General features: G+C 64.3%; 13 protein-coding genes, 1 tRNA gene and 1 pseudogene. 9 read left to right on the top strand and 6 right to left on the bottom strand.

Features of this window, described 5'->3' with window-relative positions; genetic code table 11:
- Positions 1–357 precede the first annotated feature (357 nt).
- Positions 358–2,088: a dipeptidase gene (locus QZ609_RS17095; protein WP_295497315.1), complete on the bottom strand. Its 1,731-nt coding sequence runs from the start codon at positions 2,086–2,088 to the stop codon at positions 358–360.
- Positions 2,089–2,211: 123 nt separating this feature from the next.
- Here QZ609_RS17095 and QZ609_RS17090 point away from each other — a divergent pair, with 123 nt between their 5' ends.
- Positions 2,212–2,604, top strand: coding sequence for a DUF4440 domain-containing protein (locus QZ609_RS17090; RefSeq protein WP_295497313.1), 393 nt, complete (start codon positions 2,212–2,214; stop codon positions 2,602–2,604).
- A 45-nt stretch (positions 2,605–2,649) separates the two neighbouring features.
- Here QZ609_RS17090 and QZ609_RS17085 read toward each other — a convergent pair.
- The 3 genes from QZ609_RS17085 to QZ609_RS17075 form a co-directional block, all read right to left on the bottom strand.
- Positions 2,650–2,725 (bottom strand) — tRNA-His (locus tag QZ609_RS17085).
- Between the two features lie 83 nt (positions 2,726–2,808).
- The gene (gene dusA, locus QZ609_RS17080) at positions 2,809–3,807 is read right to left on the bottom strand and encodes a tRNA dihydrouridine(20/20a) synthase DusA (RefSeq protein ID WP_295497317.1); all 999 of its coding nucleotides are present in this window, start codon (positions 3,805–3,807) and stop codon (positions 2,809–2,811) included.
- 90 nt (positions 3,808–3,897) lie between these two features.
- Positions 3,898–5,007 (bottom strand): enoyl-CoA hydratase/isomerase family protein, encoded by a 1,110-nt coding sequence (locus QZ609_RS17075; RefSeq protein ID WP_295497312.1) that lies wholly within the window; start codon positions 5,005–5,007, stop codon positions 3,898–3,900.
- A gap of 147 nt (positions 5,008–5,154) precedes the next feature.
- Between QZ609_RS17075 and QZ609_RS17070 the strand changes: the two genes are divergently transcribed.
- The gene (locus tag QZ609_RS17070) at positions 5,155–6,060 is read left to right on the top strand and encodes a sterol desaturase family protein (RefSeq protein WP_295497310.1); all 906 of its coding nucleotides are present in this window, start codon (positions 5,155–5,157) and stop codon (positions 6,058–6,060) included.
- On the opposite strand, the gene QZ609_RS17065 is transcribed toward QZ609_RS17070, so the two are convergent.
- Positions 6,053–6,922, bottom strand: coding sequence for a LysR substrate-binding domain-containing protein (locus QZ609_RS17065; protein WP_295497308.1), 870 nt, complete (start codon positions 6,920–6,922; stop codon positions 6,053–6,055). The genes QZ609_RS17070 and QZ609_RS17065 overlap by 8 nt on opposite strands.
- Positions 6,923–7,100: 178 nt before the next feature.
- Here QZ609_RS17065 and QZ609_RS17060 point away from each other — a divergent pair, with 178 nt between their 5' ends.
- From QZ609_RS17060 to metC, 7 genes are all read left to right on the top strand, one after another.
- Positions 7,101–7,925 carry a transporter substrate-binding domain-containing protein gene (locus QZ609_RS17060; protein WP_295497306.1) on the top strand — a complete coding sequence of 275 codons (825 nt, stop codon included), beginning with the start codon at positions 7,101–7,103 and terminating at the stop codon, positions 7,923–7,925.
- A gap of 16 nt (positions 7,926–7,941) precedes the next feature.
- Entirely contained in the window at positions 7,942–8,634 is a 693-nt protein-coding gene (locus QZ609_RS17055) for an amino acid ABC transporter permease (protein ID WP_295497304.1), read from the top strand.
- Positions 8,635–8,638: 4 nt separating this feature from the next.
- Positions 8,639–9,331 carry an amino acid ABC transporter permease gene (locus tag QZ609_RS17050; RefSeq protein WP_295497302.1) on the top strand — a complete coding sequence of 231 codons (693 nt, stop codon included), beginning with the start codon at positions 8,639–8,641 and terminating at the stop codon, positions 9,329–9,331.
- Positions 9,332–9,349: 18 nt separating this feature from the next.
- Complete coding sequence (locus tag QZ609_RS17045) at positions 9,350–10,114, top strand: amino acid ABC transporter ATP-binding protein (RefSeq protein ID WP_295497301.1); 765 nt, start codon at positions 9,350–9,352, stop codon at positions 10,112–10,114.
- 58 nt (positions 10,115–10,172) lie between these two features.
- Positions 10,173–10,766, top strand: coding sequence for a cysteine dioxygenase family protein (locus QZ609_RS17040; RefSeq protein WP_295497299.1), 594 nt, complete (start codon positions 10,173–10,175; stop codon positions 10,764–10,766).
- 90 nt (positions 10,767–10,856) lie between these two features.
- The gene (locus QZ609_RS17035; RefSeq protein WP_295497297.1) at positions 10,857–12,446 is read left to right on the top strand and encodes a rhodanese-like domain-containing protein; all 1,590 of its coding nucleotides are present in this window, start codon (positions 10,857–10,859) and stop codon (positions 12,444–12,446) included.
- A gap of 26 nt (positions 12,447–12,472) precedes the next feature.
- Complete coding sequence (metC, locus tag QZ609_RS17030) at positions 12,473–13,672, top strand: cystathionine beta-lyase (protein WP_295497295.1); 1,200 nt, start codon at positions 12,473–12,475, stop codon at positions 13,670–13,672.
- 75 nt (positions 13,673–13,747) lie between these two features.
- Here the strand turns inward: metC and QZ609_RS17025 are convergent.
- Positions 13,748–14,488, bottom strand: a pseudogene (locus QZ609_RS17025) (translational GTPase TypA); the annotation flags it as partial.

The raw sequence follows: 14,488 nt of genomic DNA, 5'->3' as shown, positions 1-14,488 counted from the left end.
ATTCCAGCGGCCTCGCGCACTGCCGGCGCGGAAAGCTACTGAAGACGCTGGATCATGTGGCGGCGCCCGATCAGGGCATTCCCCAATGCTGTAGCCGCAACTGATTTCATACACTGGCCGGGCCCTGAGGACAGGGCTTTCTTCAACTGATTTTCGGCCCGCCACTTGAGCGGGCTGTTTTTTTGGCCGCATGTTGCCGCAGCATCACATCCCACGCCATTCCACCGACGAAACCGACGTTTACCCGGATTCTGTTTGGCGCGGATGACAGTAGTATTGCCAATGCCCTCAGGGGCAATTGAGATCGCTGAATTCGAAGCCCGCACGCATGCGGGCTTTTTTTTTCGTCAGTGCTGCTTACTGCATCGACGGCAGGTTGCCGATGCGCACCAGCATCTCGGTGAACATCTGCATATCCAGGTCGAGGTCCGGCACTTCCTTGTACTCGTTGGCGTTGTGCGCGGTGTATTTCTTGCCGGGCATGGCCGGGCCGAAGTTGATGGCGTTGGGCATCAGCTTGGCGGTGGTGCTGCCGGCGGTGGGCACGGGCTTGGCGTCCAGGCCAGTGGTGTCGCCGTAGATGTTGAGCAGCGTCGACAACCATGCGCCCTTCGGATCACGCGCCATCCAGTTGCCCTGGTCATGGTTGATCTCCAGCGCGATGTTGTTGGCGTTGGCCCAGGCGTGAATCCTGTCAGCGATCTCGCTGCGTACGGCATCGGGCGTCTTGCCGCGCGGCATGCGCACGTTGACGGTCACTTCCACGCGGCCGTTCTTATCGCCGATGACGTTGGGCGACAGCGTGAGTGGGCCCATGAAATCGTCCTTGTAGGCGATGCCCATGGTGTTGCCGAGGTAGTCCGTGCCGTACAGATCGGCCAAATAGCGCACCGCGTGGGCGTAGGCGTTGTCGGCCATGTCAAGATTGGCAGCGCGCAGGAACAGCGCCAGGCGCGGCACGGGGTTCACGCCCTCCTCCGGACGCGAACCGTGCGCGGAAGTCCCGGTGACTTTCACGACGATGCTGTCGGCGTTGCGCGTGATGTCGATCGAGAACGCGCCCTGCGCCGCCAGACTGTGCACGAAGGCATCGCGCTTGGCTTCCAGCGCGACCGTCGCCATGCCGAGGTCACCGCCCGTGAGCGTGGCACTTGCCGTCTGCGGCACGGCGTTGGACGACGCAGCACCCGTCATCGACGTGATGGCCGTGCGCTTGGTGTCGCCCGCCTGCGCGGGGAAGAACACCTTGAGCGCGCCCGAGCCCTTCTCGGCCACCACGGCCGGATACTTGCTGTCGAGCACGATGTTGTACGCGGGCAGCTGGGTGCGCTCGCGGTAATACTTCATGCCATCGCCGCCGGTCTCTTCCGTGGTCTCGATCATCAGGCGGATGGTGCGCGCGAGCGGCACGCCGCTGTCCTTGACCGTCTTCATGGCATACAGCGCGGCCGCGATCGACCCCTTGTCGTCGATGGTGCCGCGCCCGTACAGCAGGCTGCCCACGCGCGTGACCTTGAACGGGTCAAGCTTGGTGCCATCGGCGAGCACCCATTCCTCGGCGCGGGCGGGCACGACATCGGCGTGGGTCAGGATGCCGAATTCGTCCGAGCCGGTGCCGGGCAGCACGACCTCGAAGACGCGGTTGTCAACGTTGCGGAATTGCAGCCCAAAGTCATGTGCCATGCCCTCGATCATCTTGCCGAAGGCGACGATGGCTGGGTTCTCATGCTGCGGGATCTTGTCGTCGCGCACGGTGGGCAGCGCGACCATCTTCTCGATCGTGCCGATCACGGCCTGCTGGTTGTGCAGGCGGTTGGACAGGCCAAGCAGGCGGCCGATGTTGACCAGGTCATCGCCAGCGAGCGGGGCCTTCTTCTGATACGCGGCGACACTGCCGGCGACCTGCGGGTCGGCCTTGGCAGCCGCGGCCAGGAAGCTCGACAGGTCGGACGATGCCTTGGCTTGCTCGGCCTTGGCCAGCGTGTCGAGTTCAGGCTTCTTCAACGTGGCGGCCGATGCGCCGGCAATCATGGCCAAGGACAGCGCCAGCGTCAGGGCAGACGAGCGGAAACGGGCAGTACGTAGCATCGAAATGACTCTCGGAAAGCATGCGAAGGCAGCATGATAGGTGGGATACCCCAACCGCGCATCATGCACTGCGATGACACGCTCGGGCAGGCTATGCTTGTGCATTCGCAAGGAGGCTGCCGCATGGAACCGTGCCTGGATACCGACCCCGCCCTGCTCGACGTGCTGGAAGAACTGCAGCGGCTCGAGCCGATCTTCCACCGCCCCGAGCGCGGCACCCGCCGCGAAGATTTCGAGCGCATGACCGAGCCTGACTTCTGGGAAATCGGCGCCTCCGGCCAGCGCTACAGCCGCAGCTACGTGCTCGGCGTGCTCGATGCGCGGCGCGGCCATATCGGCGAGGCGTTCTGGCAAACGCGCGATTTCCGCTGCCAGGAGATTGCGCCTGACACCTTCCTGCTGACCTACACGCTCGTGGAGTCGAACCGCACCACGCGCCGCGCCACGCTTTGGCGGCGTACACCTGACGGATGGAAGATCGTCTACCACCAGGGGACGGTGGTTGCAGATGCCTGAACGCAAAAAAGCCCGCACGAAGCGGGCTTTTCTACAGAAATTTTCTGGGGTGACTGATGGGACTCGAACCCACGACAACCAGAATCACAATCTGGGACTCTACCAACTGAGCTACAGCCACCGTTGTACGAACAGCGGATCGCTGCTCGACGAAAAAAGAGATTATACAAACATTCTTTTGGCGTGACTAGGGGGTGGCGCAATTTATGCCGCAACCGCCGCTTCGTCCGATTCCGCCCCGCGCCGCAGGTGAGCGCGTGCCTCGTCGAACAGCTGCTGGGCGTCGGCGAGCGTCTTGACGCGGCCAAGCGCCTTGGCATCCGACAATACGCGCCGCCAGCCACGCGCACCGGCCACGCCGCGATACAACCCCAGCATGTGTCGCACGGGCGCGCCGGCATAACCACCCCGCTCCACCCAGCGACCAATGTACGCGATCATCGCGTCTTCCACCTCAGCACGCGTCAGTGCGGAGGAATTGGCGCCGTAGTAACGCGCATCGAAATCCGCCATCAAGTGCGGGTGGTGATACGCCTCGCGGCCGATCATCACGCCATCGACGTGCGCCAGATGCGCATCGATCTGCTCCAGCGTCTGCACGCCGCCATTGAGCAGGATCTCCAGATGCGGGAAGTCGCGCTTGAGCTGGTAGACCACCTCATAGCGCAGCGGCGGGATCTCACGGTTCTCCTTCGGGCTCAGGCCTTTCAGGATGGCGTTGCGCGCGTGCACGATGAAGGTCTCGCAACCCGCCTCGGCAATGGTGCCGACAAAGTCGCGCACGAAGTCGTAGGTCTCGATCGCATCGATGCCGATGCGGTGCTTGACCGTGACCGGGATCGACACCGCATCGCGCATCGCCTTGACACCCTCGGCCACCAGCTTGGGCTCGGCCATCAGGCACGCGCCGAACGCGCCGCGCTGCACGCGCTCGGAGGGACAGCCGCAATTCAGGTTGATCTCGCGGTAGCCCCAGCGCTCGCCCAGGCGGGCGGCCTGGGCCAGGTCGTCGGGCTCGCTGCCGCCGAGCTGCAGCGCCACCGGGTGCTCGACCTCGTCGAAGTCAAGGTGGCGCGGCACGTCGCCGTGCAGCAGCGCGCCGGTCGTCACCATCTCCGTATAGAGCCAGGTGTGGCGGGAGATCTGGCGGTGGAAGTACCGGCAGTGACGGTCGGTCCAGTCCATCATCGGTGCAACGGACAGGCGGCGCGCACTCGGCGTAAGGCAGGGCGTGGGGTGTTCAGCAGTCACAGCTAGTTCAACGGTTCAATCCAGGCGCGCAGTTTACCGGTTCTAGTCCGACAGCCCCAGCAGCGGATGCGCCTCGCGCCGCCACGGCGACACGAAGAACGCGGCCACCTCATCGTCACGCACGGCATCGACGCTGGCGTGGCGCCACTTGGGCGCGTGATCCTTGTCGACGGCGAGCGCGCGGATGCCTTCGATGCCGTCGCCCTCGGCAAACACGTGCGTCATCATGTCCAGCTCGCGGCGCAGCTCGTCGGCGAGCGTGGTGTGGCGGCCGCGGCGGATCTGCTCGAGCGTGACGGCCATCATCAGCGGCGAGCGCTTGGCCATGTGCTGCGCGGTCTGCGCGGCCCAGTCGGCGTCGGCGCAGCCTGCCAGCTCAGCCAGGATGGCCGGCACGGTGGCGGCGCCAAAGCATGCGTCGATGGCAGCGCGATGCGGTGCGATCACCGCCTTGGCCGCATCAGCTTCGGTTGCGGCTTCGGTGAAGCACGCGACGATTTGCTCGGCGCTCTGCCAATCGCCATCGTGCAGACGCTGCACGATGGCGGCCAACGCCTGCGTCGTGACATGGCAATCCGCCAGCCCGACCGACAGCCCATCCGCCGCCTCGATCATCTGCCCGGTCACGCCCAGGTATTCGCCCACGTGGCCCGGCACGCGCGCCAGGAACCAGCCGCCGCCCACGTCGGGGAACAGGCCGATATTGGTCTCGGGCATCGCCATGCGGGTGCGCTCGGTCACCACGCGCAGCGAGGCGCCTTGCGAGATGCCCATGCCGCCGCCCATCACCACACCGTCCATCAGGGCGATGTAGGGCTTGGCGTATTGGAAGATCAGGTGGTTGAGGCGGTATTCCTCGGTAAAGAACGTGATCAGCTGCGGATCGCCCGCCGTGGCCGCGCGATGGAAGAAGCGGATGTCACCTCCCGCGCACAGGGCCTTGCCGCCCTCGCCGCGCAGGATCACGGCATGCACTTCCGGATCGTGCTGCCACGCCATCAGCGCATGCGACAGCGCGCGGATCATCTCCAGCGACAGCGCATTGAGCGCCTGCGGCCGGTTCAGCGTCAGCCAGCCGATGCCGCCGCGCACCTCGGCAATTACATCAGCCTGGACGTCGGTGTGCGGCAGGTTCGAAACGGTGGATTCCATGTCTCTTGTCTGGTGTTTTTGGGAATGACGGGCCGCACTGTACACGACCCGGCACAGATGCGAGGAAGGGCTCTAGGCGCGCCTCTTTCCTGGGGCGCGCGTTGGGCGTATATCTGCCGGCTGGAGACAAACCATCACAACAATCAGATGACCCCTACCAACGGCGCACCCGGCGCATCCAGTTTCGACCCGGGATTGATCCTGCTGGCCTTCGCGCCGGTCTTCCTGCTCACCATCGGCGCGGAGGTGTGGTACTGGCGTCGCCGCGATCCGTCCGTCTACAGTCTCAAGGACACCGTTTCAAACGCCTGCCTCGCGCTGATGCACCAAGCGTCGGACGCGTTCTTCCTGTGGCTGATGATCAAGACGGTGTATGCATGGACGTACAGCCACGGCCTGCGCGCAGTGCCCGAGACGTGGTGGTCGTTTGCCCTGCTCTTGCTGCTGCAGGACTTCCTCTACTACTTCTTCCATCGTGCCAGCCACCGTGTGCGCTGGATGTGGGCGTCGCACGTGACACACCATTCGTCGGAGGGCATGAATTTCTCGACGGCGTTCCGGCAGAGCCTGACCTACCCCATCTCGGGGATGTGGCTGTTCTGGATTCCGCTGGCCTGGATCGGCTTCACGCCGGACTGGGTGATTCTGGCGGTGGGCCTGAACCTGGCGTTCCAGTTCTTCGTACACACGCGGCTAGGGGCGCTGGATTCGCGCTATGCGGGCTTCTGGCGCTGGCTTGGGGCATACGTCAACACGCCCTCCGTGCACCGCGTGCACCATGCCAAGAACCCGCAATATATCGACCGCAACTACGCCGGCGTGCTGACGATCTGGGACCGCCTATTCGGCAGCTTCGTGTCGGAGGAAGAGGCGCCCGTGTTCGGCATCACGCGGCAGATCCAGACGCACAACCCGATCACGCTCACCTTCCACGAATGGCGCGACATGTGGGCCGACGTGTTCCGCGATCGCGACCTGCGCTACCTGTGGAAGCCGCCCGAGTGGCGCAGCCCACGCTCGACGGTGACAGCCGAGGCGATGCCGCTTACATGAACGGCGGCCCGAAGCGCGTCGCGATGTGGTTGGTCGAATCAAATAGCTCCCGCAACACCGGGCTCGCGCACGTCGGCTGCACATACAGGTAGAACGCGACTTCCGGCAGGCGCGGCAGGCCATCTGCCTCGGTCAGCACGCGCATGTTCGCGTCGAGCAATTCAGTCGTGCGCGCGGTCACGCCCAGCCCGGCGCTGATCGCAGCCCGGATGCCGGTCAGGGTTGGCGAGAGATAGCTCGTGCGCCACGGAATATGGTGCGCATCCAGGCACTCGATCGATAGCTGGCGGAACAGGCTCAGTTCATCGGCCATCACCAGCGGTACCGGTGCGGCGGAATTGAAGATGAAGTCTTCCGCGCAGATCCACACCATGGGCGAAGTCCGCAGCTTGATACCCGGAAAAGCGTCGTCATAGCGGGTGGAAATCGCCAGATCGAGCGTCTTGGCGCGCAGCGCGTCCATCAGGAACGGGCTGCGGCCGACGTTGATTTCCATCTGCAGTTCGGGTGAGAGCTTGGACAACCTGCGCAGCAGATTTGGCAGGATCGAATCCGCCACGTCGTGTGGCGAGCCGATGCGGATCTTCTCAGCCGGACCGCCCGTCTGGATCACCTGCACAGCCTGGTCGTTCAACGCCAGAATCTTGTGCGCATAGGCGACGAGCCGAACGCCATCCGGCGTCATCATCTTGTGGCGACCGCGTTTCTCGAACAGCGCACATCCCATCTCCTCCTCCAGACGCTGCATCTGCTGCGTGACCGCAGATTGCGTCCGCCCCACGCGCGCAGCGGCCGCGGCAAAGGTTTCGTGCTGCGCAATCGCCACGAAGGTGCGCAGCAGGTCGATATCCAGGTTCCGCATCTGAGCCCCGATACTTCAGAAATCCTAATAAGTTTCTGCCAAGAATTAATTTGTCCTGACCAATTTTGGCCGATAACCTGCAAAAAACCCAAACAAAACTGAAGTAATTCAGGAAGACACCCCGACCGTTGGGTAAGCGGTCAAGCGTTGGACCCGTTTCATACAAAGGAGGAAAGACATGTGGGCACGAAACGTCGCGGCCGGGATGATGGCCGCCCTGACCTTGGCAAACCTCGCACACGCCGACGCGTTGGCCGACATCAAGTCACGCGGCACCCTGGTGTGCGGCACGCAGAACGCCAGTGAACCCTATGCCTTTCCTGACGCCGCGACGCGCCAGATCGCGGGCTTTGATGTCGACGTGTGCCGCGCGCTGGCCCAGGGTCTCGGGGTCAAGCTTGAGCACCGCGCGCTGTCGACCGACGCGCGCATCCCCGAATTGAAGACGCATCGCGTGGATGTCCTGGCCGCTGCAGTCGCATGGATGCCGGCTCGCGCCACGCAAATCGATTTCAGCAACCAGTATTTCGTTGCGCCGATCCGCGTGCTGGTACGCGCGGATTCTCCAATCCAGACGCTGGACCAGCTCGCCAACAAGAAGATCGCTGCATCTGAAGGCTCCAGTTCGGCCGCGGTCTCGGTCACGCGACTGCCGGATTCGCACCTGCTGACCTTCCACGACATCTCCTCGGCCTACCTGGCGCTGCAGCAAGGCAAGGTCGACGGCCTGGTTGCCGGGCAACTGGTGTTGGCGCGCTTTGCCAATGAAGCCGCACAAAAAGGCGGCCAGCAGTATCGGCTGCTGACCGCACCAGTGTACGAAGAGCGCTGGGGCGTGGTCATGAACAGGAACGAGCCGACGTTGATGGCGGCCGTCAACAAGATCCTGGCCGACTACGACCAATCCAACGCGCTGCAGACGAGCTTCGACAAGTGGCTCGGCGCGAAGTCGATTTACAAGTTCACACGCGACTACAAGGTCGAACCGATCAAGGCCCAGTAACCCAAGGGCCGCCGACATGTTCGATCTCTCGTTCCTGCTCGCAGACGGCTATGTGCGCCTGCTCCGGGACGGCATCCTGACCACCCTGTGTCTGTTTGTCGTTTCGGGTCTGCTGGCAATCGTGGTCGGCATTTCACTCGCCACGTTGCGCGCGCTGCCGATGCGCCTGAGTAAGGCGTTCGTTATCGTCATCGTCGAGTACCACCGCAATGTGCCGATGCTGGTGCAGATTCTCGTCTGGTACTTCGGCGTGCCGCAGTTGCTGCCCGAATCGATCAAGTTGTGGATCAACGTGGGCAACACGGAGTTCTTCTTCGCGACCATTGCGCTGGGGCTGAACTCGGGCGCGTTCATCTCCGAAGACCTGCGCTCCGGGCTGCGTGCCATTCCGCATACGCAACAGGAGGCGGCATGGTCGATTGGGCTGACCCACCTGCAATCACTGCGTTACGTGATCCTGCCGCAAGGGATTCGCGTGGCACTGCCGGCGCTGCTTAACCAGGCCTTGTTGCTGTTCAAGAACAGCTCGCTCGCCATGGCCATCGGGGTGCATGAGCTGCTTTACCGCACCCGGCAGATCGACAACCTCACCTTCCGCACCTTCGACGTGTTCCTCATCGCCACGATCTTGTACCTGCTCGGTACGCTGGCGCTGATGTCGTTGTCGGATCGTGTTGCCAAACGCCGCACGGCACCGTTGGGGGTCTGACGCCATGCTCGAAATCCTGCATGACTACCTGGCGCTGTTCCTAGTGGGCGCGTGGCCGAATGGCCCGCTCGGCGGGGTGGCGATCACGCTCATCCTGTCGGTGCTGGGGCTGGTGATGTCGTTTCCGATTGCCGTGCTGATCGGCCTGGCGCAGGTCAGCCCGTGCAACTGGCTACGGAAATGCGCGGGCGTCTGGACGCGCCTGGTACGCGGCATCCCCCTGCTGATGATCATCTTCTGGGCGTACTTTGCGGTGCCGCTGTTGGTGGGCACGGAGGTGTCGGCATTCACGACGGCCGTGTGCGCCATCATCGTGTACGAGAGCGCATTTCTCGCGCAGATCGTCCGCGCCGGGCTCGAAGGACTGCCGCGCGGCCAGATGGAAGCTGCGCGCTCGAACGGCTTGTCGTGGCTGCAAAGCATGCGCTACGTGCAGCTGCCGCAGGCGCTGACCAACATGCTGCCGTCGATCGTCAACCAGTTCGTGTCGATCATCAAGGCGACGTCGCTTGCCTATGTGATTGGCGTGCCGGAGCTGACGTACTCGGCCGCGCAGGTCAACACCATCACGCTGACCAAGCCGCTGGAAACCTTCCTCGTGCTTGCAGCCTTCTACTTCGTGCTGTGCTTCGCCATCTCCCGCTTTGCCGGGCAGCTGGAGCGCCGCATCGCCCGCCGTCGTGCGGGGCTTGCCTGATTCGCTGGAGACCAACCCATGCTGGCATTTGAAAAAATCGACAAGTACTACGACGACTACCACGCGCTCAAAGGCATCGACGCCAAGATCGAGTGCGGTGAAGTCGTTGTCGTATGCGGGCCGTCGGGCTCGGGCAAATCCACGCTGATCCGCACCGTCACACGCTTGGAAGCCATCCAGGGCGGATGCATCCGCTTCGAAGGACGTGACGTTCATGCGCGTGATATGCGCGTCAACCAGCTCCGCGCGCGCATCGGCTTCGTGTTCCAGAACTTCAACCTGTTCCAGAACCTGTCGGTGCGGCAGAACCTGATGCTCGGGCCGACCAAGGTGCTCGGCATGCCGCGCGACGAGGCGATGGCTCAGGCAGAAACGCTGCTCGCCAAGGTCGGGCTTGCGCACAAGATCGATGCGATGCCGGCCAACCTGTCGGGCGGCCAACAGCAGCGCGTGGCCATTGCACGAGCACTGGCGATGAAACCGCCGCTCATGCTGTTCGACGAACCGACGAGCGCACTGGACCCCGAGATGGTGCAGGAGGTGCTGCACGTCATGCGTGAGCTGGCCAACGACGGGCTCACGATGATGATCGTCACCCACGAGATGGGCTTCGCACGCGATGTATCCAGCCGCGTCTGGTTCATGGACCAGGGCCAGTTGCTGGAGGACTCGCCGCCCGACCAGTTCTTCAGCCGCCCGAAGCACGCCCGCGCGCAGCGCTTCCTGCAAGACGTCCTGCGCCCGGCGCCGCCTGTGGCTACGCTGGCCGAACGGGTCGTCTGACACCGACAACCACAACAACGCCATCCAACGCGCCCCAATACCTCTGGAGAGTTCAGCCATGTCCACGTCTTTTCCTCAACAACGCCAATCGGCCGTGAACAACGCCATTGCTGCGATGAAAGCCGCGCTCGCGCCCGAAGGCGAAACGCGCCCTGCACTGGCGGATGTGCTTGAGCAAGTCAAAGGGCTCGCCGCGCGCACGGAACTTTGGCAGGAAGCCGACTTCCCGCCCCCGACCGACGGTGAGCTGCAAGCCCGCTACCTGATCCACGAAGATGCGGATCAAACCTACGCGCTGTACCTCAACGTCATGCGCCCCGGCAAGAAGATCACGCCGCACAACCACACCACGTGGGCCTGCATCGCAGCAGTGGATGGCACGGAATACAACTACGTCTATCGCCGCACCGACGACCGCGCCACGCCCGGCGTCGGCACGCTGGAGATGACCGACACAGTCGTCGTCGAACCCGGCAGCGGCATCGCGCTAGCGGCTGAAGACATCCACGCCGTCGAGATCAAGGGCGAGGCGCCCATTCGCCACCTGCACATGTACGGGCGTGCGCTCGAAACGCTCAGCGAGCGCATCACGTTTGACCTGGCGACCGGCCGCTACCAGACCATGGGCATCGGCGTGAAAACGCGCCGCTAACCGGCCAGCCTCAACCCAATCGCGTTGCTTGCATTCCGCGCTGCGTGCGCGGAGGGCCCCGCTCACCTTTTTTTTCGATCCCGCATCGATATGACATCGTTCGTTACCGCCCAGACCCTGAAAGCGTGGCTGCACGACGGCGCCGAGATCGCGCTGTTCGACGTGCGCGAGCACGGCCAGTACGGCGAGGCCCACCTTTTTTACGCGATCCCGCTGCCCTACAGCCGCCTTGAGATCGACGCCCCGCGTCTCGCGCCTCGACGCGCGGTGCGCATGGTCGTCTATGACGACAACGACGGCATAGCTGCTCGCGCTGCCGAACGCCTAGCCGCCATCGGCTACACCAACGCGCATGTGCTGCAAGACGGCGCGCAAGGGTGGACGCGTGCAGGCTTCACGCTGTTTGCCGGCATCAACGTGCCATCCAAGACCTTCGGTGAACTCGTTGAGATGGCGTATCACACGCCGCGCGTCACCGCGCGCGAACTCGCCGCCATGCGCGAGCGCGGCGACAACGTCGTCATCCTCGACGGCCGCCCCGTCAGCGAATACCTGAAGATGACGATTCCCTCGTCAATCTGCTGCCCCAACGGCGAACTCGGCTACCGCGTGCGCGAACTCGTGCCGGACCCTGCCACGCCGATCGTCGTCAATTGCGCGGGCCGCACGCGCAGCATCATCGGCGCTCAGACGCTCATCAACCTGGGTATCCCCAACCCGGTGATGGCGCTTGAGAACGGCACGCAGGGCTGGTTTCTGGAAGACCTGCCGCTGGAACACGGCAGCACGCGCCGTTACCCCGATGCCGTGACCACCGCCAAGCTGGAAGACCTGCGTGAGGCCAGCCAGCAGCTAGCGACGCGCTTTGCCGTGCCGGAGGTCGATACCGCCACGCTCGCACGCTGGGTGGAACTTGGCACGCACAGCCTGTTCCTCTGCGACGTGCGCACCCCTGAGGAATTCGCCGCAGGCAGCCTGCCGGGCGCGCAGCATGCGCCGGGCGGTCAGTTGATTCAGGCGACCGACCAATACGTGGGCGTGCGCCATGCCCGCCTTGTGCTGCTCGACGCCGACGGCGTACGCGCGCCGATCGTCGCCAGTTGGCTGCGGCAACTCGGTCACGATGCCTACGTGCTGCGCGGCGGGTTGACCAGCGATGCGAAACTGCCGGTACCGGTGCCCGCCTTGCTGCAGCCGTTGCCGGAGATCAGCGCGGAGGCACTCGCCACCGCACTCGCGGCCGGCACCGCACACGTGATCGACCTGCGCCCGAGCATGGCCTTCCGCCGAGCGCATGTGCCCGGCGCCACATGGGCCATTCGCCCGCGCCTGCCAGGATTGGCCGCCGACCGCGATACCGTGCTGATTGCCGACGACCCGCGCATCGCAGAACTCGCTGCCGCGGATTGGAACGCGCTGGCACCGCATGCGGAATCGCACATCAAACGACTCGCCGGCGGTTTTGCCGCATGGATAGCCACGGGCCGTGCCACCGAAGGTGCAGAGAACACTCCACCCGATGCCGACTGCATCGACTACCTGTTCTTCGTGCATGATCGGCATGACGGCAACAAGGCGGCGGCGCGGCAATACCTGGCCTGGGAAACCGGCCTGCTCGCCCAGCTCGATGCGCAGGAACTCGGCGCCTTCCGCGTGGGCGCCGGTGCCACGCAGCCATGACGCTCAACCAACGGGGCCCACGCACCATGTCATCGCAGAAAACAGAGCCAAACGCACAGCCACGGCTGGCCACACGCCTCGTCAAGGGCGGCACCTCGCCAGCCTTTGAAGGCGGCCGGGCAGTCAACCCGCCGGTCGTGCGCGCCTCCACCGTGCTGTTTGATTCGATGGATGCCATGAACGACGCGCGCCGCCGACGCGGCACCGAGCGGATGTTCACCTACGGCGCACGCGGCAACCCGACCGGCTTTGCGCTGGAAGACGTCGTCGCTCAACTCGAAGGCGGCTATCGCACGCGGCTGTTCCCCACGGGCCTCGCCGCCATCTCGATGGTCTTCCTGGCCTTCGTGCGCCCCGGCGATCACGTGCTGATTGCCGATTGCGTCTATCAGCCACTGCGCCATTTCGTCGATACGTTCCTGCAGCCCTGGGGCGTGGAGGTCAGCTACTTCCGCGCAGACGGCAGTGATGTCGCACAGCAACTCCGGCCAACGACCAAGCTCGTTTACGTAGAGTGCCCCGGCTCGCTTGCCTACGAAATGTGCGACCTGCCTGCGCTGGCCGACCTCGCGCATCGCCACGGTGCACTGGTCGTCGCTGACAACACATGGGGCTCAGGCGTGCAGTACCGCCCGCTCACACTCGGCGCCGATGTATCGGTCATGGCTGCCACCAAGTACCTGAGTGGCCACTCCGACGTGATGATGGGCACCGTCACCACCACGCAGGCTTGCTGGCAACCGCTTGCCACGATGTGCGACGCCCAAGGCGTGGCCATCAGCCCCGACGATGCCTACCTCGTGCTGCGCGGCACGCGCACATTGGGCGCACGCCTCGCCATGCATGAGCGCCACGCGCTTGAGGTCGCACACTGGCTGACCGCGCGCCCAGAAGTGGCTCGCGTCTTTTGCCCCGCCCTTGCCGAAGACCCCGGCCACGCGCTGTGGCAACGCGATTGCACCGGCACCAACGGGCTGATCTCGTTCGAATTCGCTCAGGCCGACGCGCATGCGGCCAGGCACTTCGTCGATGCGCTTACGCTATTCGGAATCGGCGCCTCGTGGGGCGGATTCGAGAGTCTGGCGACGGTCAGCAACGTGGTGGGCACACGCACTTGCACAGACTGGTCTCATGCCGGCCCGATCGTCCGCCTGCACATCGGTCTTGAAGACCCGCAAGACCTGATCGACGATCTGGCACAAGCGTTGGCACGCCTGCAGGCGTAGCGCTCCGCGCCATCGCCGGACGAAAAAAAACGCCCCGAAACCCCGGGGCGTTCTTCTTGGCAGACCGACTGGCGATCAGACCGCTTCCTCACGCGATGCACGCTTGCGCTCGTGTTCCTTCAGGTGACGCTTGCGCAGACGGATGTTCTTCGGCGTGACTTCCACCAGCTCGTCGTCGGCGATGAATTCCACCGCGTATTCCAGCGACATCTGGATCGGCGTGATCAGGCGCACGGCTTCGTCGGTGCCCGAGGCGCGCACGTTGGTCAGCTGCTTGCCCTTGATCGGGTTGACGACGAGGTCGTTGTCACGGCTGTGGATGCCGATGATCATGCCTTCGTACAGCGCATCGCCAGGCGACACGAACATGCGGCCGCGATCCTGCAGCTTCCACAGTGCGTAGGCCACGGCAGCGCCGTCATCCTGCGAGATCAGCACGCCGTTGTGGCGCTCGCCCAGGTCGCCTTCCTTGACCGGGGAGTAGTCATCGAAGATGTGGCTGATCAGGCCGGTGCCGCGCGTCAGCGTCAGGAATTCGCCCTGGAAGCCGATCAGGCCGCGGGCCGGGATGCGGTATTCCAGGCGGGTGCGGCCCTTGCCGTCCGACGCCATGTCGAGCAGTTCGCCCTTGCGGCGGCCGAGCTCTTCCATCACGCCGCCCTGGTGGCCGTCTTCCACGTCCACGGTCAGACGCTCGAACGGCTCGTGCTTCACACCGTCGATTTCCTTGAACACCACGCGCGGGCGCGACACGGCCAGCTCGTAGCCTTCGCGGCGCATGTTTTCCACCAGGATGGTCAGGTGCAGTTCGCCACG

The sequence above is a fragment of the uncultured Ralstonia sp. genome, assembly GCA_913056305.1.
Classification (GTDB): domain Bacteria; phylum Pseudomonadota; class Gammaproteobacteria; order Burkholderiales; family Burkholderiaceae; genus Ralstonia.
The sequence above is the reverse complement of the archived record's forward strand: the minus strand, read 5'-3'. Positions and strand labels throughout refer to the sequence as shown.